Origin of the sequence: Acinetobacter sp. ANC 4558 (assembly GCF_002135375.1) — a bacterium.
In the GTDB taxonomy this organism is placed as follows: Bacteria; Pseudomonadota; Gammaproteobacteria; order Pseudomonadales; family Moraxellaceae; genus Acinetobacter.
This window is the reverse complement of record NZ_NEGH01000012.1, coordinates 66095-92275: the sequence shown is the minus strand read 5'-3', so window position 1 is coordinate 92275 and position 26181 is coordinate 66095. Positions and strand designations below refer to the sequence as shown.

At 36.5% G+C, this 26181-nt stretch carries 23 protein-coding genes and 1 riboswitch; of the genes, 12 read left to right on the top strand and 11 right to left on the bottom strand.

Going from position 1 to position 26181, the window contains the following annotated elements:
• Positions 1–58: 58 nt before the first annotated feature.
• From B9T31_RS14220 to B9T31_RS14210, 3 genes are all read right to left on the bottom strand, one after another.
• Positions 59–592 (bottom strand): DUF1543 domain-containing protein, encoded by a 534-nt coding sequence (locus tag B9T31_RS14220; RefSeq protein WP_086182606.1) that lies wholly within the window; start codon positions 590–592, stop codon positions 59–61.
• A 169-nt stretch (positions 593–761) separates the two neighbouring features.
• Positions 762–1991, bottom strand: a complete 1230-nt coding sequence (trpB, locus tag B9T31_RS14215) for a tryptophan synthase subunit beta (protein WP_086182605.1) — start codon at positions 1989–1991, stop codon at positions 762–764.
• Entirely contained in the window at positions 1966–2616 is a 651-nt protein-coding gene (locus B9T31_RS14210; RefSeq protein ID WP_086182604.1) for a phosphoribosylanthranilate isomerase, read from the bottom strand. The genes trpB and B9T31_RS14210 overlap by 26 nt, the downstream gene beginning before the upstream one ends.
• A gap of 145 nt (positions 2617–2761) precedes the next feature.
• Positions 2762–2968, top strand: a riboswitch (cobalamin riboswitch).
• 35 nt (positions 2969–3003) lie between these two features.
• Here B9T31_RS14210 and B9T31_RS14205 point away from each other — a divergent pair.
• The 6 genes from B9T31_RS14205 (at position 3004) to B9T31_RS14180 (ending at position 9599) form a co-directional block, all read left to right on the top strand.
• Positions 3004–4842 carry a TonB-dependent receptor plug domain-containing protein gene (locus B9T31_RS14205; RefSeq protein ID WP_086182603.1) on the top strand — a complete coding sequence of 613 codons (1839 nt, stop codon included), beginning with the start codon at positions 3004–3006 and terminating at the stop codon, positions 4840–4842.
• An 88-nt stretch (positions 4843–4930) separates the two neighbouring features.
• Positions 4931–5509, top strand: coding sequence for a cob(I)yrinic acid a,c-diamide adenosyltransferase (locus B9T31_RS14200; protein ID WP_086182602.1), 579 nt, complete (start codon positions 4931–4933; stop codon positions 5507–5509).
• Between the two features lie 46 nt (positions 5510–5555).
• Positions 5556–6284 carry a glycerophosphodiester phosphodiesterase gene (locus B9T31_RS14195; RefSeq protein ID WP_086182601.1) on the top strand — a complete coding sequence of 243 codons (729 nt, stop codon included), beginning with the start codon at positions 5556–5558 and terminating at the stop codon, positions 6282–6284.
• 237 nt (positions 6285–6521) lie between these two features.
• Positions 6522–7688 (top strand): acyl-CoA desaturase, encoded by a 1167-nt coding sequence (locus B9T31_RS14190; protein WP_086182600.1) that lies wholly within the window; start codon positions 6522–6524, stop codon positions 7686–7688.
• 64 nt (positions 7689–7752) lie between these two features.
• Complete coding sequence (locus tag B9T31_RS14185) at positions 7753–8082, top strand: DHCW motif cupin fold protein (protein WP_086182599.1); 330 nt, start codon at positions 7753–7755, stop codon at positions 8080–8082.
• Positions 8083–8153: 71 nt separating this feature from the next.
• On the top strand, positions 8154–9599 hold the full coding sequence (locus B9T31_RS14180) for a protein adenylyltransferase SelO (RefSeq protein WP_086182598.1): 1446 nt from the start codon (positions 8154–8156) through the stop codon (positions 9597–9599).
• A gap of 101 nt (positions 9600–9700) precedes the next feature.
• Here B9T31_RS14180 and B9T31_RS14175 read toward each other — a convergent pair whose 3' ends face one another.
• From B9T31_RS14175 to baeS, 4 genes are all read right to left on the bottom strand, one after another.
• The gene (locus B9T31_RS14175; protein WP_086182597.1) at positions 9701–10252 is read right to left on the bottom strand and encodes a hypothetical protein; all 552 of its coding nucleotides are present in this window, start codon (positions 10250–10252) and stop codon (positions 9701–9703) included.
• A 203-nt stretch (positions 10253–10455) separates the two neighbouring features.
• Positions 10456–10974: a GNAT family N-acetyltransferase gene (locus tag B9T31_RS14170; RefSeq protein ID WP_228146052.1), complete on the bottom strand. Its 519-nt coding sequence runs from the start codon at positions 10972–10974 to the stop codon at positions 10456–10458.
• Between the two features lie 109 nt (positions 10975–11083).
• The gene (locus B9T31_RS14165) at positions 11084–11770 is read right to left on the bottom strand and encodes a response regulator (protein WP_086182596.1); all 687 of its coding nucleotides are present in this window, start codon (positions 11768–11770) and stop codon (positions 11084–11086) included.
• A 12-nt stretch (positions 11771–11782) separates the two neighbouring features.
• Complete coding sequence (gene baeS / locus B9T31_RS14160) at positions 11783–13426, bottom strand: sensor histidine kinase efflux regulator BaeS (RefSeq protein ID WP_086182595.1); 1644 nt, start codon at positions 13424–13426, stop codon at positions 11783–11785.
• Between the two features lie 132 nt (positions 13427–13558).
• Here baeS and B9T31_RS14155 point away from each other — a divergent pair, with 132 nt between their 5' ends.
• The 3 genes from B9T31_RS14155 (at position 13559) to B9T31_RS14145 (ending at position 18244) form a co-directional block, all read left to right on the top strand.
• Positions 13559–14182, top strand: a complete 624-nt coding sequence (locus B9T31_RS14155; RefSeq protein ID WP_086182594.1) for a hypothetical protein — start codon at positions 13559–13561, stop codon at positions 14180–14182.
• 309 nt (positions 14183–14491) lie between these two features.
• The gene (locus tag B9T31_RS14150; protein WP_086182593.1) at positions 14492–16294 is read left to right on the top strand and encodes an acyl-CoA dehydrogenase C-terminal domain-containing protein; all 1803 of its coding nucleotides are present in this window, start codon (positions 14492–14494) and stop codon (positions 16292–16294) included.
• Positions 16295–16462: 168 nt separating this feature from the next.
• On the top strand, positions 16463–18244 hold the full coding sequence (locus B9T31_RS14145) for an acyl-CoA dehydrogenase C-terminal domain-containing protein (protein WP_086182592.1): 1782 nt from the start codon (positions 16463–16465) through the stop codon (positions 18242–18244).
• Between the two features lie 42 nt (positions 18245–18286).
• On the opposite strand, the gene B9T31_RS14140 is transcribed toward B9T31_RS14145, so the two are convergent.
• Positions 18287–18496 carry a hypothetical protein gene (locus B9T31_RS14140; RefSeq protein ID WP_086182591.1) on the bottom strand — a complete coding sequence of 70 codons (210 nt, stop codon included), beginning with the start codon at positions 18494–18496 and terminating at the stop codon, positions 18287–18289.
• A gap of 161 nt (positions 18497–18657) precedes the next feature.
• Between B9T31_RS14140 and B9T31_RS14135 the strand changes: the two genes are divergently transcribed.
• Positions 18658–19155: a phosphate-starvation-inducible protein PsiE gene (locus tag B9T31_RS14135; protein WP_086182590.1), complete on the top strand. Its 498-nt coding sequence runs from the start codon at positions 18658–18660 to the stop codon at positions 19153–19155.
• Between the two features lie 5 nt (positions 19156–19160).
• On the opposite strand, the gene B9T31_RS14130 is transcribed toward B9T31_RS14135, so the two are convergent.
• Positions 19161–19541: an RcnB family protein gene (locus B9T31_RS14130; RefSeq protein WP_228146051.1), complete on the bottom strand. Its 381-nt coding sequence runs from the start codon at positions 19539–19541 to the stop codon at positions 19161–19163.
• A 185-nt stretch (positions 19542–19726) separates the two neighbouring features.
• Here B9T31_RS14130 and B9T31_RS14125 point away from each other — a divergent pair, with 185 nt between their 5' ends.
• Positions 19727–20179: a hypothetical protein gene (locus B9T31_RS14125; protein ID WP_086182588.1), complete on the top strand. Its 453-nt coding sequence runs from the start codon at positions 19727–19729 to the stop codon at positions 20177–20179.
• A gap of 45 nt (positions 20180–20224) precedes the next feature.
• Here the strand turns inward: B9T31_RS14125 and B9T31_RS14120 are convergent, their stop codons facing one another.
• Together B9T31_RS14120 and znuD are read right to left on the bottom strand one after the other, a co-directional pair.
• The gene (locus B9T31_RS14120; protein WP_086182587.1) at positions 20225–21688 is read right to left on the bottom strand and encodes a phospholipase D family protein; all 1464 of its coding nucleotides are present in this window, start codon (positions 21686–21688) and stop codon (positions 20225–20227) included.
• A 97-nt stretch (positions 21689–21785) separates the two neighbouring features.
• Positions 21786–23870, bottom strand: coding sequence for a zinc piracy TonB-dependent receptor ZnuD (gene znuD / locus B9T31_RS14115; protein WP_086182586.1), 2085 nt, complete (start codon positions 23868–23870; stop codon positions 21786–21788).
• A 507-nt stretch (positions 23871–24377) separates the two neighbouring features.
• Here znuD and aspS point away from each other — a divergent pair.
• Positions 24378–26162, top strand: coding sequence for an aspartate--tRNA ligase (gene aspS, locus B9T31_RS14110; protein ID WP_086182585.1), 1785 nt, complete (start codon positions 24378–24380; stop codon positions 26160–26162).
• Positions 26163–26181 lie beyond the last annotated feature (19 nt).

Sequence of the window (26181 nt, the reverse complement as noted above, 5' to 3'; positions counted from 1 at the left end):
AAAATACAGTTTTTATTCATGCATTAAACTTTATTACTTAATGAACCAATTTTTTACTTTAGAAACGCTCATCATGATCAATCGGAATATAACAATTTTCCCATAAATTATTTTGAGTTAAAGACTGATTTTCAATTAATTCAATTTGGTAACCATTGACATGATTCACAGCAATACAATCATCCACTTCAAGCACCTGATCTGTATGTGGCTTGATCCATTCGCTATGTATATAGGCTTTTCCACGTTGCTTTGCTGTCATCATATCTGGAGCAACGACCAAAATATAACGATGCAATTCACCAAATTCTAATTCTGAGTAGCCACCTAAATTAAGGAAAAATAATTTTCGATGATGTGCATTTAATGCATTTTGAGTTAATTTAATTTGATAATAAATACCATCGCTTTCAATACCATTCACTTTCATCCAAGCATCAATATGTAAACCCTTTTGTTCTCCAAACCAAGCCTGCCTAAGTTGGGGATATGTTTCTTCGAGAGTATGCCCGATCACAAAGACAATATCATGTATTTCTATATTTGCCTGCTTATGCCGCCCACCTAGCATCACAATAAACAAATTTGACATTCCCTCTCCTTACATATAACTCAGTTTCAACTCTAGGATGATCTAGGCGCGTCTAGATCAATGACAGCCTATTTTTCAGATCTTATTAAAGTAAAAAAGCTATAATGATATTGATCATTATAGCTTTTAAAATAGTAATGACTTTTTATTTTATTAAAAAATAAAAATATTACATTTCAACCATTTCAACACCATCAATTCGTGCAACCGTCATTAAATCTTTATCTCCACGGCCTGAAACCGTAGCAATAATAATTTGATCTTTTGACATTGTAGGTGCCAGTTTGGTGACATAAGCCATAGCATGTGAACTTTCAAGTGCAGGAATAATGCCTTCAATTTTGGTTAAATCACGGAAACCTTGAAGTGCTTCTGTGTCATTAATTGGAACATAATTCACACGATTCATATCTTTTAAGAAGCTATGCTCTGGCCCAACACCTGGATAGTCCAGTCCTGCTGAAATTGAATGTGTTTCAATAATTTGACCTTGTTCATCCGACATTAAATACGTTCGGTTGCCATGCAATACACCGACATGCCCAGCATTGAGAGGTGCAGAATGCTGTCCTGTTTCAATACCATAACCTGCAGCTTCAACACCATACATGTTCACATCGGGATCATTTAAAAATGGATAGAACAAGCCCATTGCATTTGAACCACCTCCCACACACGCCACGAGCGCATCTGGCAGACGCCCAGCTTGTTCTTGAATTTGACGGCGTGCTTCACGACCAATAATTGACTGGAAGTCACGTACCAATTGTGGATATGGATGTGGACCTGCAACCGTACCAATAACATAATATGTTGAATCAACATTTGTGACCCAGTCACGCATGGCTTCATTCATTGCATCTTTCAGGGTTTTTGAACCGCTTTCTACAGGCACAACTGTTGCACCCAATAACCGCATACGATAAACATTCATGGCTTGACGTTTAACATCTTCAGCCCCCATAAATACAACGCATTCAAGACCTAAACGTGCTGCAATTGTTGCGGTTGCAACACCATGTTGACCTGCACCCGTTTCTGCAATAATCCGTTTTTTACCTGAAAGTTTTGCAAGTAATGCTTGACCAATGGTGTTATTTACCTTGTGAGAACCCGTATGGTTTAAATCCTCACGTTTTAAATAAATTTGCGCACCACCCAACTCTTTCGACCATCGCTCAGCATAATATAAAGGACTTGGACGACCGACATAAAAGCTCAGGTCACGATCGAATTCTGCCAAAAACTGTTCATCATCTTTCATTCGAAAATAAAGTTTTTCTAAATCTTCCAATGCTGCCATAAGAGTTTCTGACACAAAACGTCCGCCATGAATACCGAAATGCCCCTTTTCATCTGGGTATTGGGTATAGTCAATCACATTGTTTTGCTGATCCACGATGGACTCCTTGCATAAAGCGTTGTATGAGTTGCTGATCTTTAATACCTTTTGCGGATTCTACGCCTCCGCTCACATCCACTGCATATGCTCGTGTCGTTTGTATAGCGTCTTCAATATTTTCAGGGGTTAAACCACCTGCTAAAATTAAAGGAATATCAAGTTGTGGAAATTGAGTCCAATCAAAACGGTGCCCTGTGCCACCCTTCAATTCAGGATGCCAAGCATCTAACAATACGGCACTTGCTCCCGCATGTTGATATTGTTGTATCGTTGCAACGATATCTAGGTCTGGTTTGACTTGAATCGCTTTATACCAACGACGTCCGACTTGCTTTGCAATATGCTGACATTGCGCTGCAGTTTCATCGCCATGAAATTGCAGAATATCAATGGGCGCATCTTGAAGAATATCTTGAATTTCTTCAGCAGTAGCATTTACAAATAATCCAACGGTTTGTACATAAGGCGGTAGATGCTGAAGTAACAATTGTGCTTGTGTCTTATTCACACTGCGTGGACTTGGCGCATAGAAAACAAATCCGATTGCATCTGCACCAGCCGCTACAACGGAATAAACATCCTGAATTCTTGTAATTCCACATATTTTTACACGGGTTTGCATCAAATTGGCTCTATTCGGTGTCTTGTTCCATGCCCATCTTTAAATATATGGGCAAACCATTGTAATGCAATTCATCTTGCTTGAGTAAAGTTCCAGCATAAAATTCTTTCACTGGCAATTGTTTCATAACATGACAAACTTTATACTGCACACAAATGCAACAAGTTCACGCCATATAGCTCAAGGGAAGTTGGTGTAAATCCAACACTGCCCCCGCAACGGTAAAATGAAATACTTATCTTTATAAATTTTTAATTTAGACCACTGCAATTTTGTGGGAAGGTCGATAAGTTTGTTATGTTGACATAACTTTATTTAAGTCCGGATACCTGCTTGTTGTTCCAGCCACTCAATCATTCACGGGGAGTGAATGTATGGAGCTTAATCATGTCTTACTATTTTAAACCAACAACACTTGTGGGCGCTATTGCTTTGGCAATGAGTTTTTCAACCACAACTTCCGCAACTGAAAAAACATCAACTCAACCAGCAGTTAATGCAGTTTTAGAGCCTTTGGTTGTAACAGCAACTTTATCTGAAGAAAAAATTGATGAAATTCCTGCTCGAATTTCTGTTATTGATCAGAAAGTGCTTCAGCAATCGCCAATAACCTCATTACCTGAATTATTAAAACGTGAAGCAGCTGCGAATATTGTGCAACTTGGTGGCTATGGACAACAATCTTCTATTTTCTTACGTGGCACAAACTCAACTCAAACACTCGTACTACAAGATGGTGTTCGCTTAAATGCAGCATCTACAGGTGCTGCATCACTGCCTTTTTTAGATACATCTGACATTAAGCAAATTGAAATTTTAAAAGGTCCAGCCTCTGTTTTATATGGTACAGACGCAATTGGGGGTGTTGTTCAATTAATTACGCAAACTCCTGAAAAAACAGGTGCATTTGTTACAGGGCAATATGGTGAAAATAATACCTATAAAGCTATTGTTGGAGCAGACCTTTTTGAAGATGGCTTTTATGCGCAAGTTCGTGGTCAAAACTTAGCAACCGATGGTACACCAGTTAAAAATAATCTAAATGCTGAAGATGCAGGTTTCCACCAAAAAGGCTTTAGCACCAAAGTTGGTGTTAAAAAAGAAAACTATGCTCTTTCACTGGATTACAGTCAAAATCAAGGTATGGGCGAATATGACTTATCTAATAAAATTGTGAGTCAAGATTTTAAAAATGAAATCATTAATTTAAAAGCACAAGTCAATTTAAATGAACAATTAGAACTGAATGCTCGCCTATCTCAGTTCAAAGATGATCTTGATCAAAATCAAACTCCAGATTTCATTCATAGCAAGACTAAAGAAGCTGAAATTCATACAAAATGGCAGTTCACCCCAGCACAAAATATCATTTTAGGTGTCGCACATCAAAAAACTGAAGGTGATATTCTTTCTTATGGTTCAGGCTACCAAGATTCTGTTCATTCAACGGGTTACTTTGTTCAACACCAATATGATCAAAATGGTATTCATAGCCAAGTTGGTGTTCGTATTGAAGACAATCAAAAATATGGCACCAATACCGTTGCCCAAGCAGCTGTTCGTTATCAATTACTACCATTAACCAGTATTTATACCAATATTGGTAGTGCTTTTAGAGCACCGAATCTCAATGAGTTATATAGTGCGTGGGGTGGAAATCCTAACTTAAATCCTGAAAAAAGCATGTCTTATGAAATTGGTTTAGATCAAAAGTTAAATTATGGCTTAAGTACGGGTATTTCTTTATATCGAACTAAAGTTAAAGATTTAATCGATTCAACAGCCCAAACATCTTATCAATTTGAAAACATTGATAAAGCTCTTTTTAAAGGTGCTGAAGCATATATTAAATGGCAACTTAATGAATTTTATAGCAATCTCTCTTACAATTATGTAAAAGCTCAAAATACAACGTTAAATACTGATTTAAGTCGTCGTCCACGCCAAAAAGCATCACTTACTGTTGGCTGGGATAATGCACAATATGGACTTTCAACAACACTTATCGCTGTATCATCTTCAGATAATAGTGCTTACGATAATGCCATTATTCCTGGTCACTTTAGTGTTGATATGAATGGTTATTATAATATTAATGACATGATTAAACTCTTTGCAAACATTCAAAATGTTGGCGATAGTCAATATCGTACAGCTTATGGTAGTGGTAGTTATTACATCAATGGTGGCCGTTTAGCGTCCGTCGGCGTAACGTTAAAATATTAATGCCAACACTTTAAAATTAGAGGATAATGTCTAAAAACATTATCCTTTTTTAGGACAACACAATACATTTAGTAGGTAAAAGAAAATTATGGGGCATCGTTTAAGTAAAATTTATACACGTACTGGAGATGCTGGAACAACGGGTTTAGGCGATGGTTCACGTATTTCCAAAGATGATTTACGTATTCATGCACTTGGCGATGTTGATGAACTTAATGCTGCTATTGGTGTATTACGTGCCCAAATCACAGTAAGTACAATTGAACATAAAGCTCCGTGGGATAAATCACTGAGTTTAGTTCAACATTGGTTATTTGATTTAGGCGGTGAAGTCTGTATTCCAAACTTCAATCTTGTACAAGCTGTAGCCATTGAATATTTAGAACAAGAAATAGATCAATGGAATGAAAATTTGCCGATGTTAAAAGATTTTATTCTTCCTTCTGGAACTTTAGCTTGTAGCTTTGCTCATCAAGCACGTGCGATCTGTCGTCGTGCAGAACGAAGTTTAATGGCGGTACATGCGCGTGATCAGAATATTCAAGCAACATCCTTACAATTATTAAATCGTTTATCAGACTGGTTATTTGTTGCTTCACGTGCATTACAACGTGCAGAACAAGGAACAGAAGTCTTATGGCAAAAAAATATCAATGAAATAATTTAAATACATGATAAAAAACTAAATAACAAACATTAAAATTGAGTACTTTATGAAAATTATCGGTCATCGTGGAGCACGTGGTGAAGCACCTGAAAATACTTTGGGTGGCTTTCAATACCTTCATGACTTAGGTCTTCGTGCTGTTGAATTTGATGTTCGACAACTCAAAGATAATGCCTTAATCATTATGCACGATGATCAATTTTCACGTACAACAGGACAAAATAAGTCACTTTATGAATGTACTTCATGTGAATTAGATCAATACAATCAGTCTTTTCACTGGGCAAATTGGCCTACGCATGAAGCAACTCCTTTACTTTCTGAAACATTAAACATTATTCAAGATTTTGATCATATTGAAGTTGAAGTTAAAGCAGTTAAAGACATGCGTGAAGCTGAAAATATTGTAGAAACGCTACATTTACATCTTGCAGGTTTTGAGCAATCTGCTGTCATTACGAGTTTTGATACTAAAATTCATCATACATTAAACCAACGAAATACACCATTTAAGCATGGATTACTCATTGAAGAGAATATTCAATACAAAGCAATTGACCAAGCGCTTGAGCTTGGATGCGCTCAAATTGGTTGGATGGATCAACTTGCTAATGACAAAATTATTCAAGCGACCCAACAGGCAAATTTAGATATTAGTATCTGGACCGTAAATGATATAAAACGTGCGCAGTATCTTAAAGATTTAGGAATTCAAGGGCTAATTACCGATTTTCCACAACGAATGCTTCATCACTTTAAGCTAGATCATACTTAATTTTGTTTTTAAAAACCATTAATAAGCAGGTACATCGTATAAATTGAGTTTTTTGAACAAAAACTTTGATAAAATCAATCATCTCTTCATATTATTTTCATATTTTTTGCAACAATACAACTGTACAATAATGTTAATGAAAGTATATTTAAACATGGTAATATGCTAAAAAATGAACGAGTTTCTTTTTAGACTTTTTTAATGATACCTCCCAAGGTTCTAGGAGTATTGCTGGAGATGACCACTCCCCTACCCAAAGCCCCATTTAACTGGGTTGCAATTTTTGCATTAGTGTTTTTGCCTATCGTTGCTGTGATTGCAATACCACTTTATGCATATCATCATGATTTTAGTTTAGCGGCTTGGATCAGTATGTTTGTTTTACTCGGTGTTAGTAGTCTGGGTATTACAGCTGGTTATCACCGCTTATGGGCTCACCGAGCGTATGAAGCAACACTCCCTTTAAAAATTCTGTTCATGATTATGGGTACCTTTGCAGTACAAAATAGTATTTTGTACTGGAGTTCAGGTCATCGTACGCACCATCGTCATGTCGATGATATCGAAAAAGATCCCTATTCAATTAATAAAGGATTTTGGTACGCCCATATAGGATGGATGCTGCGCGACTACCCAGCAGCCGAACCAAACTTTAAAAATGCACCAGACTTGCTTAACGATAAGCTCGTCATGTTCCAACACAAATATTATGTTCCAATGGTCGTTGTCGTTCATTCTGCAATTCTTTTACCTATTGGCTGGGCGGTTGGAGACATGGGCGGTGTTTTATTATTAGGCGGGCTTATGCGCCTTATATTAAGCCATCATGTTACCTTCTTTATTAATTCATTATGCCATATGTGGGGGAAACGCCCATATACAGATGAAAATACAGCACGTGATAACTTTTGGTTAGCCATTGCAACATGGGGTGAGGGATATCACAATTATCACCATATTTTCCAATACGACTACCGTAATGGCGTCAAATGGTGGCAGTATGATCCAACAAAATGGTTGATTTGGACTTGCTCAAAGTTAGGTTTAGCGAAAAATTTACGTCGTATTCCAAGCTTTAACATTAAAAAAGCTGAATTGGCAATGAAATTTAAATATGCCGAACAAGACTTAGCAATTTATGGTCTGAATGTGACTGAAGATATGTGTAATGTTAAATCACGCGTTTCTCAAGAATATGAAGCCTTTACACAAACGTTAAACGATTGGGCTAAATTAAAAGAGCAAGAAATTCAAGCAAAGAAAGCATCTGTTGCTGAAAAAATTCATCAAATGGATGACAAACTTAAAGTCGAATTCCAATTGGTTGAACAACGTTTGTCTTACCATAGAGAAACTTTGAATTTACTTCTCAGAAATGTCAAAAAAAATACAATCTCTGAATAATTTTTAAAAGCCCCTAAATGGGGTTTTTTATGCCTTATCGTTATCCATCAAGAAGAGATCAATGATGAAATTACAAAATATTCCTTTTAATATCACCAATTGGGAAGAAATCCCCTCACAGCGCTATGAAGGTGAAAAAGGTTATGCCCTATGGCAAGTACAACAATTTGATCAAATTCGAGTAAGAATGGTAACTTATTCAGTTAATTATCTTGCAGATCATTGGTGTCTTAAAGGACATATTCTATTTTGTATTGATAGCGAGCTTTCTACAGAGTTAAAAGATGGTCGAATATTTACACTCCATGCTGGTATGAGTTATCAAGTTGCAGATCATGCTGAAGCGCATCGTTCATTTACGGCTAAAGGTGCAAAATTATTTATTGTGGATTAACACTGAACAGCGCTACTATTTTCAATTAACTTTGATATATTGAAACTTGAAGTTTTAAGATATTCATTATCATGCAATTTAATCCTCGCTACTCTTCTCTAAACGCCAAGCTTTATCATCAGCAGCAGCCTAAAGTTTTACTTGGCGCAAAAGCAGGTCATTTTAATGTAAATTTAGCCAATCATCTTCATTGGTCAGAGCAAGATCAACACGATTGGGTCGAAATATGTAGCGGGCAAAAAACTTTTGCAGAATTTGAGCCTCTTGCAATGGTCTATGCAGGACATCAATTTGGACAATGGGCAGGTCAATTGGGTGATGGGCGTGGTTTGCTGATTGCTCAAATTTTAGATAAAAATCATCAAACAATCGATTTACATTTAAAGGGTGCAGGCTTAACGCCTTATTCACGAATGGGCGATGGACGTGCTGTTCTTCGATCCGTGATTCGAGAATATTTGGCTGGTCATGCATTAAATTCGTTAGGAATTCCTTCGAGTGATGCGGTTGGTTTTACCACATCAACACAGGGCGTGCAGCGAGAAAAATTAGAACCTGGTGCAATGATGCTCCGTACATCAGATTGCCATATTCGTTTAGGACATTTTGAATGGATAAATCAATATCAACCTGATCTTTTGCCTGAGTTCACAAAAAAATGTATTGAATGGTACTATCCTGAATGTTTAGATGCAGAACAACCTATCCTCGCTTTTGCTACTCAAGTGATTCAACGTACTGCTGTCATGATTTCACATTGGCAATTGGTTGGTTTTGCTCACGGCGTAATGAATACAGATAATTTAAACATTACAGGTTCAACGCTCGATTTTGGTCCTTATGGATTTTTAGAACGGTTCCGCCCAAATTGGATTAACAATCATTCTGATCATCATGGTCGCTATACCTACCAACAACAGCCGAGTATTGGGCATTGGAATTTATGGATGTGGCTAAATAATCTTGTGCCGCTTTGTCCTATAAATATTGACAAAGAAGTCTGGAAAGAAAAGCTTGCACAGTGTTTAGAACATTTCGAACCGACCTTTTTAGAACATTATCAACATGGCTTAAAACAAAAAATGGGGTTACCCACTTTTCATAAAGAAAGTTTTGAATGCGCAATGGCTTTTTTACATGTATTAAAAACTGAACAACTTGACTATACACAAAGCTTTATTCGATTACAAAACAAGCAATATGAAGCACTGAAAGATGACTGCTTAGATCGACGTCAATTTGAAAGTTTTTTAACTCAATATCTACAACTTCGAGAGCATCATGATGTAGAAGCGTCAGACAAAATCATGCAAAGCGTAAATCCACACTATATTCTAAGAAATCACATGGCGCAAAAGGCCATTGAATTGGCTGAAAAAAATGACTTTTCCGAAGTAGAACGGTTATTTAATTTACTCACAACACCTTTTACGAAACAGCCTGACTTGGAAACAATTGCAGATTTAGGGCCTTTGCCTGATGATCAACCAGAAATCATGGTGAGTTGCTCATCATAATGCTTTTTTTGACTATGCTGTTGTGCATAACTTCAACCTTATCCACAACAGCATCTCTTGTTTATGAATGTTTTAATTTTAAGAAATGAAAAATACCTTAATTACTTAAATTCACTATTTAAATGATCAAGTTGGTTACCAATACTTTGTTGTAAATCTTGTGAGCGTAAAGATAATTTTTTTAATTCATTATTCGGTCTAGACAAATCAAAGTCAGGCTGCTCAGATAGTTTATACATCTGTTGAATGATGAGTAAATTTTCAATCAATAAAAGACGTATACGCTGAACCTCAGCACTTTTCAAAGATAACCCCTTTAAATGTTGAAGACCTTCTTGCTGAACATTGTCATTTCGCACTAAAATTTCTTTGATTTTCACAGAGTCATTTGCTGCATTAACAATTTCCTCTCTCAAGGCAATCGCATGTGTATTCATTCCATTGATAATAAGATTCAACTCGGATAAATCAGACTGAACATCTAGTTTATTTTGTGATGATAATTCTTGCTCTTTTGCTTCCCAGTTGCCCGCAGGTGATGTCATAACGCCTACTTGGCTTTGATCTGTATTTTTAGTGATATCTGCAACTTTTTCAGTACATGCAGAAAGCATCAGCATAATAAAACAACATGAAATCGTTAATTTATTCATCTTGAATAGCACCCTAATATTCTCTTTAATTTTTCATATCAGTATTGTTGTTGCTCAATATAGACTTCAATATAAGTATGAATTTCCCCAACTTATAAAACACATCAAATCATTCGAAAACAGAATAAGTATTCTAAGAATATACAATAAATATTATGTGACTTTGGGTTGATAAAAATGAGAGGTTTCGTATCTGATTAGATCTAGACTATTTTTTTTAAATGAAATACTTGAATTTTTACATTTAAAGGAATGCCCACCTGTGCGTTCAGCGGATAATCTTCTATATGTCCTGTAAAAATATAATTTCTTCGCTCATAAAAGGCGATAAGTTCTACTCTTGTTGACAATACAGAGAGCTTAAAAACTCTGATTTGATCATGTTCTAGCGCATAACACTCAGCATAGTGCAATAATTTTTTGCCAAGCCCTTGGTTTTGAATTTTTGGATGGGTCGTTAATAAACCAATATATCCATATGTATCCTCAATTTGTAAATGTACACAGCCGATTAAGTGATGCTCTGTATAAGCTAAAAATAAATTTGAACAATTATCCATAATTATTTTTTTGACTTGATCATGCTGAATTCGCTCTCCAGCAATGATATCAGCTTCTGTTGTCCACCCTCTAAACTCCTGAGATCTATAAGAAAGATTGACCAAAATCACAATCTCTGGAATATCTTGTAATGTGGCTTTTCTAATTATAATTGATTGCATTTTTAATGATCCAAAATGAATTAGCCTGATTGATTTCGGTTACAAAATAAATAAAAGACCAATAAAATTGATCTTTAAAAAATAAACATTAATGAATTAAAATTAATACTTAATCATCTGGATATTCAAAGCGATAGCCAACGCCATAAACAGCTTGAATCCACTCATGGCGATTTCCAGTTTCTGCTGCATCTGAAATTTTACGACGTAAATTTTTAATATGGCTATCAATGACGCGATCAGCAACATCAAAACTATCTGGATTGATATGATCTAACAATTGCGCACGTGAATAAACCTGCCCAACATGCTCTAAAAATAATTCTAATAAGCGAAATTCAGTTGGTGTTAAATTGAGCGCTTTATGTTGATACCAAATTCGTTGTTGCGCTTTATCCATTCTGAATAAATCATTCGTTTCTGGCTCTGCTTTTCTCTCTAAGCGACGTAATACTGCTTGAACACGCGCAACCAATTCTTTTGGACTAAATGGTTTACAGACATAATCATCTGCTCCCATATTCAGTCCAAGAACACGATCAATTTCTTCGGTTCTTGCCGTCACCATAATGATTGGAAGATCAGATTGTTCACGTACTTTACGACAAATGGTCAAACCATCCATACGAGGAACCATCAAATCTAAAATCATAAGACTAGGTTTACGTTGCATAAAACTATGATATGCCTCTTGACCATCGTGAAACATACTTACTTCAAAACCAGCAGCTTCTAGATAATCTCGAACAAGCTGTGCTAATTCAACTTCATCTTCCACTAACATCACATGTTTCATATCTATCTTCCTTTATTGTTTAATATCTTTTGGAAAAGTTAACTTACAACGTAAGCCACCAAGCGGTGAATGATCAAAGCTCAGTTGCCCGCCTAATGCTTCAGTAATTTTGGCAGACAATGCGAGACCTAAACCTGTCCCTCCAGTCGAACGGGTTCTCGAGTCATCCACACGATAAAACCGCTGACCAAGATTGGCTAATTGTTCATCCGTTAATCCTAATGGACTGTCATCTACATAGACTGTCCAATGGGTTGCAGATTGCTCTGTATGAATATGAACTTGACCACCTGCTTCGGTATACCGAATACTATTTCCAATTAAATTCACGATAATTTGTTTAAATCGATCAATATCAATTTTTAATAGGCTATTTTCCCCTTCCGCACTGATCGTTAAATTTGCTTGTTCAAATTTAGGTCTAAAGTTTTCAATTTCCTGTTGAATCACCGTCCAAGGATTAACTTCAGAAAAATAACATTTCAACTGCATAGCTTCAGCTTGTGCCAGATCAGCTAAGTCTTGAGTTAACTTTTTTAAGCTAGTGACTTGGCGCAACATTGAGGCAAAATGTTCAGTGCTTGGTTTACGAATACCATCTTGCATCGCCTCAATCTGTGCTTGTAAAACAGCCAAAGGGGTTTTTAATTCATGTGAAGTATCTGCAACCCATTGACGACGAGATGTTTCATGATGATCTAGAATAATTGCCAATTGGTTCAGCTCATTCGACAAATCACCAAGTTCATCATTACGATTAATTTTAACCTGATGTAAATAATTTCCTTTTGTTAATTCTCGAGTACCATTTAATAGACGCTGAATTGGAATCTTAAAATATGTCGCCAAGAGTGATGCCGCAATCAAACTGACCAAAAAAGTCACAGCATAAACCAAAAAGAGATAGCGCTTTTGATTACTAAAGAAATTAATACTCGATGCATCATCTTGATCTAGAACAGGTTTTAAACCTAAATATCCTGCAATTTTTCCATCTACAACAATCGGCCGATATGACATCTGATCAAGTGCAGGTTCACCTACAATAAATTGATGATTTAAATCATATAAAGATAATCTCGAACTTAAACCCAAACGGTCAGGAATTGCAATATATTGCTTCTTTTTCTTCCCATTCGCTAAAGTATCATTCGTACTTTTATCATTTCTAAATAAATTTTGACTAGAATTCAATGGGAAAACCAAACCTTCGAAAGGTTGAAATTCTGAAGGTAAATTCATTCGTATCAATTCTAATTCTTCTTCAGTTAGTCCCTGCTTTTCTTGTGTTTTTGTTAAGTTATCTGAGTTCATTAAAGTATGTTCTTCAAAATATCGCTGTTGCAAGGCAATATCATACTGACGTCTTAACCACCAACGAGAAAGACGATCATAATCATCAGGGCCAGCATTTCCTTCAATTTGTAAAATCTGTGCTTGAATTGCATTTCCCCAATCATGATGCACCGCATAAACTTCAGCTAAATTTGCCATCAGATGATCAAGTTTTTGCATTTCAACATCTGCAACGTACTTCGCAAAGTTTTTTTGCATTGCCCAATGTAATACCCCTAAACTGACAGTAGTAAGAAGTACAGTTGTCAGAAGCACTGTCAAAAATAAGCGTAAAGCAATGGGTATTCGAAAAACTTTCAAATGAACTCTCTATTTTTCTCTATATTTGTCATTGTAACGAACGTAGCCTAAAAAAACTCTTCATTGTTTCTTCATCATTATTACTTATTCTTTAACCATTGAAGAATAACTGAATTTTTAAGGATTGATATAATGAATATGACCAAAGTTTCTATGGCTATAACAGGCTTATTGGCAATTGGGGCATTAACAGCCTGTCAGTCCACTCCAAATACCAAAGATTTAAATGACTCAAAAAAAATGCATAACTCATCGCATAATCGTGATACATCTTCAGATCATCGTCGAGAGATGAAGACAATGCATGCTGAACAACGAAATGAAATGCGACAAAGAAAAAATATTTGTGAAGGTAAACTTGCAGGCTCAACTGCACAAATTAAAATGAAAGATCAACAAATTGATGGAACATGCACATTAGTTTTTCAACCAAATGATAAAGAATATAAACAAATGCGCGGTAAAAATCGACCTATGCAAGATGAGCATTCATCAATATACAACAAGATGAAAAACTCAGGGATGAGAATGCATCATAATGAACCGCTCACAGATGCTCGACGTGCTGAATTAACCCAACAATTTGATCAACATTTAGCGCAAAGACAGGCACAGCAAAAAGCCGTTTCTCAAGCTTGCCAAGGAAGAAATGTGGGAACTGCGATTCAAATTAAACTCGGAGAACAAGTAATTAATGGACAATGTAATGTCCGTTTTATTCCCAATCAACCCATGATGCCAATACAAAAGTCTTAAAAATTAATTTAATTACTTTCATCATATAAAAAAGCGCTTTTCGCGCTTTTTTATTACTCAACTTATCTTTACGTTTTTTGACAATTTATATCACACAATAAAAGCTAAAATTATATACACTTTATATAGTTACATATTTCAAGTTATTTTTTTTTGACTTTACAGTCACTAAGATACACCCTAAAAATACTTGTACCTTAACATAAGATGTTGCACGATTAAGAACATGTAAACCGTGCTAGAGAAGGCACGTAGAAAAAATTTATTCATGATTATAACGCTGGTTAAACCAGTATTGAGGAAACCGATATGCCACAATACAAAGCGCCCTTACGTGATATGCAATTTGTTTTGCATGAACTTTTAAATGTTGAAGAACATTATGGGAAGTTACCTGCATTTCAAGAAACCGTAAGTCGTGAATTGATTGATCAATATCTAGAAGCTGCGGCAGACTTCTGTGAAAAGGAACTTTCTCCTCTTAATCAAGTAGGTGACCGCGAAGGTTGTACTTGGAATGATGGTGTTGTGACAACACCAACAGGTTTTAAAGAAGCCTATCAAAAATACATCGAACTTGGCTTCCCATCGCTTTCAGCTGCTGAGGAATATGGTGGTCAAGCATTACCAAATTCTTTAGGTACAGTTATTTCTGAAATGGTTGGAACAGCAAACTGGGCATGGGGAATGTACCCTGGTTTGTCTCACGGTGCTGTACGTACATTAGAATATCACGGCTCTACAGCGCAAAAAGATGCCTATCTTCCTAAACTTATTTCGGGGGAATGGACAGGAACAATGTGCTTAACAGAATCTCAAGCAGGCTCTGACTTGGGCATCATTCGTACCAAAGCTGAACCTAATGCGGATGGAAGTTATGCAATTTCTGGCGAGAAAATTTTTATTTCTGCTGGTGAGCATGATATGGCTGACAATATTATTCATATTGTTCTTGCACGTCTACCTGGCGCACCAAAAGGAACAAAAGGAATTTCCTTATTCATTGTTCCTAAATTTAAAATTAATGCGGATGGTTCTATTGGTGAACGTAATGCAGTACGTTGCGGTTCGATTGAACACAAGATGGGCATTCATGGAAATGCAACATGCGTAATCAACTTTGACCGCGCAACAGGCTACTTAATTGGTCCTGAAAATCGTGGTCTAAACTGTATGTTTACATTTATGAATACGGCGCGTATAGGCACTGCTGTTCAGGGTTTATCAGCATCTGAAGCTGCTTTTCAAGGTGCCTTAGCATATGCAAAAGACCGTTTAGCAATGCGTTCACTTTCTGGACCAAAAGCACCTGAAAAAGAAGCCGATCCAATTATTGTACACCCTGCTGTTCGCAATATGTTGTTAACACAAAAAGCATTTGCAGAAGGTGGTCGTGCATTAGTTTACTTGCTGACACTTTATGCGGATATTGTTGAAAATGCGGCAACTGAAGATGAACGTAAATCTGCTGACAATATGCTTTCACTGTTAACTCCAATTGCTAAAGCATTCTTAACTGAAACAGGTTCTGAGTCTGCAAAACATGGTGTGCAAGTTTTTGGTGGACATGGTTTCATCTCAGAACATGGGATGGAACAAATTGTTCGTGATACACGTATTTCATGTTTATACGAAGGTACCACTGAAATTCAAGCACTCGATTTACTCGGTCGTAAAGTTCTCGGCACACAAGGTGCTATGTTAAAAGACTTCACTAAAATTATTTATAAATTTACTGAAGCAAATAAAGACAATGCCGACTTAAAAGAGTTTATCGAACCACTTGCAGCTTTAAATAAAGAATGGGGCGATTTAACCATGCAAATTGGTGTTCGTGCCATGAAAAATCCAGAAGAAGTGGGTGCTGCTGCTGTTGATTATCTTTATTTCTCTGGATACATCACCTTAGCTTATTTATGGGCGCGTATGGCACTTGTTGCACAACAACAACTCGCTGCAGGCACAACAGAAGTCGATTTCTATAATGCCAAAATTACCACAGCTCGTTTCTACTTCAAAAAGATTCTGCCTCGTGTTCGTTCACATGTCGATCTCATTGCAACAGGTGTAGAACCATTAATGACTTTAGATGCAGAACATTTTGTATTCTAAATAAGTCCATTTTAGTCACATGAAGAAAAAAGGACTGTCTATCAATTGACTGTCCTTTTTTTTATACAAGACTTATAAAATTCAACATTTAGTCGTCTAACATTTTCATTATTTTTCCATTAGACTGATTAAATACCAATGAAACCAAAAATAAACAGGTGACTGCACATGCCAATCTACAATGCGCCTTTAGCAGATATGAAATTCATTCTCAATGATGTATTTCAAGCAGAGAAATTCTGGCAAAACAATGAAAATTTAGCACATTTAGATGCATCAACAGCCGAAGCTATTTTAGAAGAAATGGCGAAATTTTCTCAAAATGTAACTCTTCCTTTAAATCGAACTGGCGATGAAGAAGAAGCAAAGTATCATCAAGGACATGTTACAACTCCATCTGGTTTTAAAGAAGCATTTAAACAATATGGTGAAAGCGGCTGGATTGGACTCAGTGCAGATGCTGAATGGGGCGGGCAAGAAATGCCTAAAATGCTGACAGTTTTGTCAGATGAAATGCTCTTTGCAACTAACCCGTCTTTTATGCTTTATCCACTCCTCTCTGTGGGTGCGGGTATGGCTTTAAATAGCTATGCATCTCAGGAACAAAAAGAGACTTACTTACCTAAAATTTATACGGGTGAATGGTCTGGAACCATGTGTTTAACAGAGCCACATGCAGGAACTGATTTAGGTATTATTAAAACTAAGGCAGAGCCAACTGCCGATGGAAATTATAAAATTACAGGAACCAAAATCTTCATTACGGGGGGCGATCATGATCTAACTGAAAATATTATTCATTTAGTACTTGCTAAAACCCCAAATGCCCCTGCGGGTTCTCGCGGTATTTCATTATTTATTGTTCCAAAGTATTTAGTAAATGCTGATGGTTCATTAGGCGAACGAAATCTTGTTGGTCCTGGCTCTATTGAGCATAAGATGGGAATTAAAGCATCTGCAACATGTGTAATGAATTTCGATGGCGCAACAGGCTACCTGGTTGGTAAAGAGAATGAAGGCTTAGCGGCAATGTTTGTCATGATGAACTACGAACGTTTATCAATGGGAATTCAAGGTATTGGCGCAGCGGAATTTGCATATCAAAATGCAGCGCAGTATGCAACTGATCGAATTCAAGGACGTAGTGCTTCTGGCGTAAAATCGCCAAATCAAGTTGCAGACAGCATTTTAGTTCATGGTGATGTACGACGTATGCTCCTCAATGTTCGTGCGAATAATGAAGCATCACGTGCTTTTGCTGTCTATGTCGGTCAACAATTAGACATTACAAAATTCTCTACAGATTCTGAAGCCATTGAGTCTGCAAATAATCGTGTTGCACTACTTACGCCAATTGCAAAAGCATTTTTAACAGATACCGCCTTCCAAGCGACTCTAGATGCACAAATGTGCTTTGGTGGACATGGTTATATTCGTGAATGGGGAATGGAGCAATGCATTCGTGATTTACGTATTGCTCAAATTTATGAAGGAACCAATGGCGTTCAATCTCAAGATTTAATTGGTCGAAAAACCATTAAATGTAATGGTGAATTCATTGCCGAATATATTACTGAAATCCGTGATTTTGCTAATAATTTAGATGCTAACCTAAACTTTATTAAAGATGCAACACTAGATGCAGCCACAGAAATCGAATCGGTTACTCAATATATTCTAGAAGCCGCAAAAGAAAATCCTGAATTTTCTAATTCGGCCGCGGTTGATTACTTACATGCAGTGGGTTTATTAAGTTTTGCCTATATGTTTGCGCGTATTGCCAATGCTGCAAAAGATAAAGATGGTGAGTTTTACCAAAATAAACTTGCTCTAACGATTTATTTTGTACAACGAATCTTACCTGAATATACACTGCGTATTGCAAGAATTAAAGCAGGCTCCGATGTAATTATGAGTTTCTCTGAAGAATACTTTACCAGCCAAAACTAACCAAATTTCTAAAAAAAATGCCTGAATAATCAGGCATTTTTTTTAAGATTTTTCAATTAGCAATGAATCTATTAATTTCTGCCCCGTTTTACTTTCTTGATGCTTATTTATAATTCGAATTACACCGTTTGATTCTAACTGCTGACATAGGTCAACAATACTTTGCATGGTATGAATTTCTATTCCAGCACCTAAAATCAATTTCTTACCAGTTTGCAATGCATTAATTTGCTGCTGAACTTTATCTAACATTTTTATTTTTCCTATTTTAAGTTTAATCCGTCACTTTCAAATTAGCATAAAAAATATCTAATCGCTAAATATCTTTTTCTTCTCTTTATATCGCATGATTTTAACGTGCATGAAATTTGCATCATATTTAATAACAACATGCAATATTCGAGAATACAGCAATGAAAAATCATACTTCAAGATTCAATAAATTGGAAAAGCCCCTGGATTCTTTGGGAAATCTTGCTGTTGAAGGTTTCCATTATTTGGCACTCTTTGTGATTGGTTGTATGATTATTTGGTCTGCTGGACATACCATTTTTGACATTATTTACATCAAACAAACCGCCACCATTGATGATATTTTACTACTTTTTATTTATTTAGAATTGGGCGCAATGGTTGGTATTTATTTTAAAACCAACCACATGCCTGTCCGATTTCTCATTTATATAGCAATTACCGCACTAACTCGATTACTTATTTCAGATATTCAACACAATCATAAAGCGGAAATGGGCTTAGTCATTATTACAGGATCTATTTTAATTTTAGCATGTGCAATTTTAGTGGTTCGGTTTGCCTCTTGGCACTTCCCTTCTGTAATCCGAGAAAAATCTCAAGATAAACCACTGGAACATGGTAAAACACCACGCCCTGAAGATGATGAGCTGGCATAAATTGTTCATTGGCGTTTAGCAACTAACATATATCGTCCGTTTTCAAAGATCCAAAACATGCCTTTTGGTGGAGCTGGTAATCCGAGCTCCTTCCATTGTGTAATTATGTCATAAGATGATGTTTCAATTTTAGCAGTAGCAGGATCGCCATTGACCCAAGTATACGTATTTTGGGTCGATGTCATATATCTCGGTGCTTGAACATAAATATGAAGACTCGGTGAATGTAATACATGAGTCGGAGGTTGCTTAGAAGCTCGATGCAATAGAGGTTGAATCACTTGACCTGTTTGGCTCACCATTGGGTATAGGGCTACAGTCTGCCCAGAATCTATACCCTTACTCCAAGCTAAATCTTTTGCATAAACATCATGTATCGTTAACATGATGAAAACAAGATAATGGAAAAAGATCATATATTTTTTCATGAATTGACTCTTTTTATTCTATTGGTCAGTTTAAAAATAATACTGCTTTTATTCTATCATTCTATTGAGCTAATAAAGATAAGTGCTCTTGGCTTTTAAATCTATATGTTAAACTAGATTTCTTTATCATTGGATGCCATGCCGTGTCAGATCTTAGCTTTGAGCGTTTATATAATTTTCTTTCTAAAGTGCCCAGTATTCAAAAGAACTATATAGACGCTTATGGTACAGATGGACAACATGCTTGGTGGTTTAAATTTCAAATTAATATTGAACACCCTCTTGCTTGGCAAACAGTACAAGAGTTCGGTCATGTGCTCAATTATATTTCTAAAAATGAACGTTTACCTACACAATTTTTACCTGTTTCTCCTCCGCCCTATATGAATGGTGATGCAAAAACATTTTTATCATGGGTCATTCAGTGTAACCATGCTGATTTCACACCAGATGTGGTCTGTGACTGGCTTGAAGCTCGACTACCTCAGCCAATAGAAGATGAATCTAAATGGAAAATTAAAACCGAAATTGCTGAACTTAACACAATGACTGACCAAGATTTAGATCAAATTATTCCTCCAAACCCTGAATCTTAGGCATAAAAGAAAAAGCGCTTATTGCGCTTTTTTCTCAATCAACCATTAAAAGGTTGATAAACCCGTCCATTCCATAAAACGATAAGTCCAATATTTAAGTTTAGATTCATCTGCATATTGCTGATAGTCAACACTCATTTTACGACCATTAAGATTAGACCATGCTGTATTAAAGTATGCTTGAGCATCTTTAAATACAGGAGCTTGCGCTTGACCAACCACACGTAAATCAGTTTCTAAATTATAATTTTTTAAATTTCGAGTGGTAAAATTTGCTGAACCTAAAATTAATTCTGCTTGATTGGCATTATATTTAATAATCATTTTACTATGACATTGCTCACCTTGAGTATTACACCAACGTACATTTACACCTGCCTGATGCAACTCTGCCGCCACAGCACGATTAGGAATCCCATTTTTTTCTATACCAAACGCTTCTTTATTTGGATCTAAGAGAACACGAACATCGACACCACGCTCTTTTGCTGCAATTAAACCTTTCACAATTTGACGTTCAGATAAATAAAACATTGCCAAATCAATATGCTCTTTTGCTTTTGCTGACTCAATTAAATGCAGTACTGCATCGAAAATAGCTTTTTCAGTTAAAACCTGAACTTGAGGCAAAGTTTTTTCAGCTTCATATTCCGCAATAATAATATTAGAAACATCACCTTTCGACATTTGAGCAACTACTTGCTCTGATCGAAGCACATCAACGGCTGTATTTCCATTCACAAAAAGCGCAGCATTAGAATGTCTTGAGCTTCCATCATGAGGATTCATTGAAGAGACTAATGTCTTCCATCCATCTACCGTATCCACTACAACTGTTTTACGATGATTCGCTTTAAAATTAAGTAAATTTAAATAGCTTCTTACCGTGACTTTTCCGTCTCCAACGGGATTAGGTAACCAACCTTTTTCACTATTATTTCCTAAACTTTGACAGCAGATATACCAAAATCCTGACCAAATTGGATTAGATGCACGTAATGGAACTAAATCTGTTTCAATCACATCTATACCAGCAAGACGTAATTTACGATATTGTTCAGGTGCAATACCGCCATAAACAGAATTAATTGGATCGGTAATGAATCGAATCTCAAGATGAGGATTTTGAACTTTCTTTGCAATTAACGCTTTCACCAATTCTTGCGTTAAAGGCTGATGAGATTGCTTTGAATTTCCTGTTTCTGCATTAAATAAAAATAGATCAAGTACAATTGTGCTTTGCGCTTCATCGATCAATTTTAAAATTTGTTTAAATATATGTTGATCTAGCTGCTGCTTACCTTGCCCATCAATATAGGTTTGATCCGATAAAAACTGCACATCAGCATGACGTAGTTTTCCCGTATAATTTAAACCTTCTGGCAAAGGCTTATAAATGTGGTAGATCGCTGATGAAACATATGTAACAGCAACCACTCCAACAAAAATAAGTAAATAACGGCGGGGAGACCAACCTAATTTTTCATAAATTTTTTTAAAAATACGCATAAGAAAAAACCTAACCCAATCTATTCAGGCTAGGTTCTATTCTCTGAATTTTCAAGCTATTTTATATAAATTAGCTAAAAAATTACTTTTTTCATGTTTAGAAATTAAATTCAACACCCATCGTAAAGTTACGTCCAACCTGAGGAATCGTCGCTAAAAATGAAGCATGCTGATAGACCTTTTGATCTAACAGATTGTTTGCTTTGAAATAAATACGATAATCCGTTGTTTTATTATATTGCGCTTTATATGCTAAACCTAGATTGACCATATTGTAACTTGGCGTATCTTGTTCAAATGTACTAATTCTGTCTTGCTTAAATGCATGATAATACTCGGCTGAACCTGACCATTGATCACCAAAATCTGCATCAACTTTAGTTCCTAAACGACCTGCAGGAACTCGAGGCGCGTTACTTCCATCAATTTTACCGCGAACCATATCACCAAAAATACTGACTTTATAATCCTCTGTAAGTTGATACGCTGCTTGTGCTTCAGCACCATAAAATTTCGCTTTATCTTGGGTATAATCAACTAAACGGAAATTTTCAAATTGTGCTGTCGTTGCTGCATAAATATAGTTTTCATACCAGTTATGGTACAGATGGACATGGTAATCTAATTTATCATGCTCATAATGAAACCCAAGCTCTAAATTATTTGACTTTTCTACATCTAAATTTTGATTTCCACGCTCATAAGTATTGGTCGCTAAATGCACGCCATTTGCATACAACTCTTGTGCAAGTGGTAAACGTTGTTGATGTGAACCAACCAACGATAATTTATAATGCGGTGCAAATTCCCAATTTACAGCGCCTGAACCTGAAAAAGCATGTGCATTGTTATCTTTTTGTTTTGAATCAATCTTAATTTTTTGCTGATCCGCTCGTGCACTCAATTCAACATGAAAATCACCAATTTGTTTATGCTCTAAAGCAAATAAACTCCATTTTTTGCTATTGGTTGGATTAAATAAGGATTCCGTTCCAGTAATATCTAATTTTTGTTGATTATACTGAGTTCCAACAACACCTTCCCATCCAGCAAGTACATGATGGACCAACTCTAAACGCGTGTCATAACCTTTACTTTTGAACGTTGTTGCAGCAACACCATCATCAATTTCATCATGTTTATAATCGGTATAACTTGCATGGGCACGTAGCTTACTAAAACCCGCCAATGGGTCTTGTAATTCCGTACGTACTTCATAGCGTTTAGATTTTAAATCTACCCATGGACCAGCCTCATGATCATGGTCGTGATCGTGGTCGTGGTCGTGGTCGTGATCGTGATCGTGATCGTGATCGTGATCATCATGACCTCCACAATGAAGGCTATTCCCATGTGGATGGCATGATTCATATTCATGGCTATGACCTGGTAAACCATATTTATCATGTCGATTGGTATAGGCCATACCAACAAAACCACGGTCATGAATCCATGAACCACCTATGCTAAATGTTTCACCTTTAGAAAAGGTATCTGGAACACGTCTTTCGTAATCTACATGTCCATCATGTTCTTTTGCATAAGATGGCACAATATAGTTATTTGCATCATGCTTTGAACCTTCTACTCGCAAGGCAAATTGCTGACCTAAAGCCACTGTTGCCCCGCCAGTTGCTAATTTTTCATCGCTTCCCGTGTTATACCGTACGCCAACCTTACCCTCATACCCTTTCTCGGGTATTGCAGTTGGAATTTTATTATCCGTCACATTGACTAAACCACCGACTGTTCCTGCCGCATACAGTAATGTCGATGGACCACGAATAATTTCTACCTGTTTCGCCAATATCGGATCTACAGTCACTGCATGATCTGGAGACAATGCAGAAACATCGGCTGTTTCAGAAGCATGTTGCAATACTTTGACACGTGGCCCATCTTGCCCTCGAATCACAGGGCGACTAGATCCTGCACCAAACTGGTTAGAATATACCCCTAACTCACCTGCTAATGCATCCCCAATTGTAGTTGCACCTTCCGATAAGGTTCTTTGATCAACAACATGATCTGATACAGAAAAATCTGCTGCCGTCTGTACCAACGGATGAGCTTGCAATTGAATCGTTTCTAATTGTTGTACTTGAGAAGATTCATTTGCGAGTATTGCCTGCGATGCCATCGAAAAAATAGCCATCGTGATTAAGTTTTTGTTGAAGTACATCTGAGTCGCTCAAAAGGGTCCATTTTCAATAAATGATATAATATAACATTACATTTTAAATGCAATACTTTTCTAAATCTCCAAATTCTCTACAAAACTCAACAGATTTGAATGATCTATGCATACAACTTTGATACTTTCGCATAGGGTTATGACTGTTTGATGATGGCGTTTTTAAAATCATAAATCTTTGGCTGTTTCAACCTAATCAATACACTTACGTTCTTGTTTATTTCACTTGGACGCTCATTAAAAGCTAAAATGTACATACTTAAACTTAAAAATAAATTGCTTATCATCATTTCTTTTTTGTTCATTTCATTCGATTAAACCGTATAACAATCAAGTTATTTCATATTTTTTATCTTTTATTCTTATTTCATTTTAGTTTTTTCATCTAGTTCTTGTGACAAAACTCTCAAAGAGGCATAATCCTATATTTACTATTAAGCGGTGCGCTGTTTACGCATTCGCTTCCATACCCCATATAGTTGGATTTTTTACGCCATGATGCGAACTCATTACTGTGGTTCTTTAACCGAAACTCAAATTGATCAAACTGTTACCTTATGTGGTTGGGTGCATCGTCGCCGTGACCATGGTGGTGTTATTTTTTTAGATATGCGCGATCGCGATGGTCTCGTGCAAGTAGTTATCGATCCAGATACTCCAGAAGCATTTGCAACAGCAGACAAATCTCGTTCTGAATTTGTATTAAAAATTACAGGGCGTGTACGCCGTCGCTATGCAGGCACTGAAAATGCCAATATGATCAGCGGTCAAATTGAAGTTTTAGCGAAAGAAATTGAAGTCCTTGCAACTTCAGAAACGCCACCATTTCCATTAAATGACGAAAATACCAATATTTCAGAAGAAGTACGTTTAAAGTACCGTTTCTTAGACATTCGTCGCCCTGAAATGATCGATCGTTTACGTTTCCGTTCTAAAGTCACAACTTTAATTCGTAACTATTTAGATGATCATGGTTTCTTAGATGTTGAAACACCAATTTTAACACGTGCAACGCCTGAAGGTGCGCGTGATTATTTAGTACCAAGTCGTGTTTCAAATGGTAGTTTCTATGCACTTCCACAATCACCTCAATTGTTTAAACAATTACTGATGGTGGGTGGTGTTGATCGTTATTACCAAATTGCAAAATGTTTCCGTGACGAAGACTTACGTGCCGATCGCCAACCAGAATTCACACAAATCGACATTGAAACATCATTCTTAAATGATGATGAAATTATGGATTTGATGGAAGGTATGACGGTTAAGATGTTCGATGAACTTCTTAATGTAAAATTCGACAAATTCCAACGCATGACCTATGCAGATGCAATACGTGATTATGCCTCTGATAAGCCTGACTTACGTATTCCACTGAAACTTATTGACGTTGCAGATTTAATGCAAGACGTTGAATTTAAGGTTTTTGCAGGCCCAGCTAAAGATCCTAAAGGACGTATTGTTGCGTTACGTGTACCGGGTGCTGGCTCATTACCGCGTAGTGCAATTGATGAATACACAAAATTTGTGGGTATCTATGGTGCAAAAGGTCTAGCATATATTAAAGTCAACGAACTCGAAAAAGGAATTGAAGGACTTCAATCCCCAATTGTTAAGTTCATTGAACCGATTGTACTTGACCTATTGAAGCGTGTTGGCGCTGAAAATGGCGATATCGTTTTCTTTGGTGCGGATAAAACTAAAGTTGTAAATGATGCAATGGGTGCATTACGTATCAAGATTGGTCATGATATGAATTTATCAACTTGTGAGTGGGCGCCACTTTGGGTTGTCGATTTCCCAATGTTTGAAGAAACTGACGATGGAAAATGGACGTCAGTTCACCATCCATTTACCCTTCCAAAGTCGAGTGTTGAGGAAGTGAAGAGTAATCCTGGGCAAGCTTTATCTGTTGCTTATGATATGGTTCTAAATGGAACTGAAATTGGCGGTGGTTCACTTCGTATCTATACCTTAGAAATGCAAAAAGCTATTTTTGAAGCACTTGGTATTGGTGAAGAAGAAGCTGAGGAAAAATTTAGCTTCTTATTAAATGCTTTAAAATATGGTGCCCCTCCTCATGGTGGTTTAGCATTTGGATTAGATCGTCTGGTGATGTTAATGACAGGTTCATCTTCAATTCGTGATGTCATTGCATTCCCGAAAACTAAAACAGCTGAATGCCCATTAACTCAAGCACCTGCGCCAGTTGAACCCACACAACTTCGTGATTTAGGTATTCGCCTTCGTGAAAAGCCAAAAGCTGAATCTCAAGAGTAATCCGTAAATTTATCGTTTA

Coding starts and splice junctions, on each gene's coding strand:
- B9T31_RS14190 (WP_086182600.1), top strand. CDS start 6,522: ATGACCACTCCCCTACCCAAAGCCCCATTTAACTGGGTTGCAATTTTT.
- B9T31_RS14175 (WP_086182597.1), bottom strand. CDS start 10,252: ATGAATAAATTAACGATTTCATGTTGTTTTATTATGCTGATGCTTTCT.
- B9T31_RS14180 (WP_086182598.1), top strand. CDS start 8,154: ATGCAATTTAATCCTCGCTACTCTTCTCTAAACGCCAAGCTTTATCAT.
- B9T31_RS14165 (WP_086182596.1), bottom strand. CDS start 11,770: ATGAAACATGTGATGTTAGTGGAAGATGAAGTTGAATTAGCACAGCTT.
- B9T31_RS14200 (WP_086182602.1), top strand. CDS start 4,931: ATGGGGCATCGTTTAAGTAAAATTTATACACGTACTGGAGATGCTGGA.
- B9T31_RS14135 (WP_086182590.1), top strand. CDS start 18,658: ATGAAAAATCATACTTCAAGATTCAATAAATTGGAAAAGCCCCTGGAT.
- B9T31_RS14150 (WP_086182593.1), top strand. CDS start 14,492: ATGCCACAATACAAAGCGCCCTTACGTGATATGCAATTTGTTTTGCAT.
- B9T31_RS14210 (WP_086182604.1), bottom strand. CDS start 2,616: ATGCAAACCCGTGTAAAAATATGTGGAATTACAAGAATTCAGGATGTT.
- B9T31_RS14140 (WP_086182591.1), bottom strand. CDS start 18,496: ATGTTAGATAAAGTTCAGCAGCAAATTAATGCATTGCAAACTGGTAAG.
- B9T31_RS14205 (WP_086182603.1), top strand. CDS start 3,004: ATGTCTTACTATTTTAAACCAACAACACTTGTGGGCGCTATTGCTTTG.
- B9T31_RS14155 (WP_086182594.1), top strand. CDS start 13,559: ATGAATATGACCAAAGTTTCTATGGCTATAACAGGCTTATTGGCAATT.
- B9T31_RS14170 (WP_228146052.1), bottom strand. CDS start 10,974: ATGCAATCAATTATAATTAGAAAAGCCACATTACAAGATATTCCAGAG.
- B9T31_RS14185 (WP_086182599.1), top strand. CDS start 7,753: ATGAAATTACAAAATATTCCTTTTAATATCACCAATTGGGAAGAAATC.
- B9T31_RS14195 (WP_086182601.1), top strand. CDS start 5,556: ATGAAAATTATCGGTCATCGTGGAGCACGTGGTGAAGCACCTGAAAAT.
- B9T31_RS14145 (WP_086182592.1), top strand. CDS start 16,463: ATGCCAATCTACAATGCGCCTTTAGCAGATATGAAATTCATTCTCAAT.
- B9T31_RS14220 (WP_086182606.1), bottom strand. CDS start 592: ATGTCAAATTTGTTTATTGTGATGCTAGGTGGGCGGCATAAGCAGGCA.
- B9T31_RS14130 (WP_228146051.1), bottom strand. CDS start 19,541: ATGTTAACGATACATGATGTTTATGCAAAAGATTTAGCTTGGAGTAAG.
- znuD (WP_086182586.1), bottom strand. CDS start 23,870: ATGTACTTCAACAAAAACTTAATCACGATGGCTATTTTTTCGATGGCA.
- B9T31_RS14120 (WP_086182587.1), bottom strand. CDS start 21,688: ATGCGTATTTTTAAAAAAATTTATGAAAAATTAGGTTGGTCTCCCCGC.
- aspS (WP_086182585.1), top strand. CDS start 24,378: ATGATGCGAACTCATTACTGTGGTTCTTTAACCGAAACTCAAATTGAT.